The following is a 220-nucleotide window of genomic DNA, read 5'->3' on the forward strand; positions in this document are numbered from 1 at the left end:
GATCAGCGCAGATTCCAACCGCAGGCTGTTTTCTCCGGGATTCAAGACCAAACCGGAGGCTTCCTGATTTTTCTGAAGCATATTGGCAAAATCGTCAAAGCGCAGCATCATGATTGTGAACGATACGAGGAAAAGTTATTTGTTGATTCTGGATGGACCCAAAGATGAGAAGCTGTTTGCTGCCGTGGCTCAGGCGGCTCGTCCTTATCTGGCCGGGCGC

1 protein-coding gene is annotated in these 220 nt (G+C 50.5%); it reads right to left on the reverse strand.

The window, feature by feature from the left end:
* Positions 1-111, reverse strand: a 111-nt coding sequence (locus tag H6B10_RS19175; RefSeq protein ID WP_430661793.1) for an SseB family protein, incomplete at its 3' end; no start/stop codon positions are given.
* Positions 112-220 lie beyond the last annotated feature (109 nt).

This window comes from Gemmiger formicilis (assembly GCF_016901605.1).
GTDB lineage: Bacteria > Bacillota > Clostridia > Oscillospirales > Ruminococcaceae > Gemmiger > Gemmiger formicilis_B.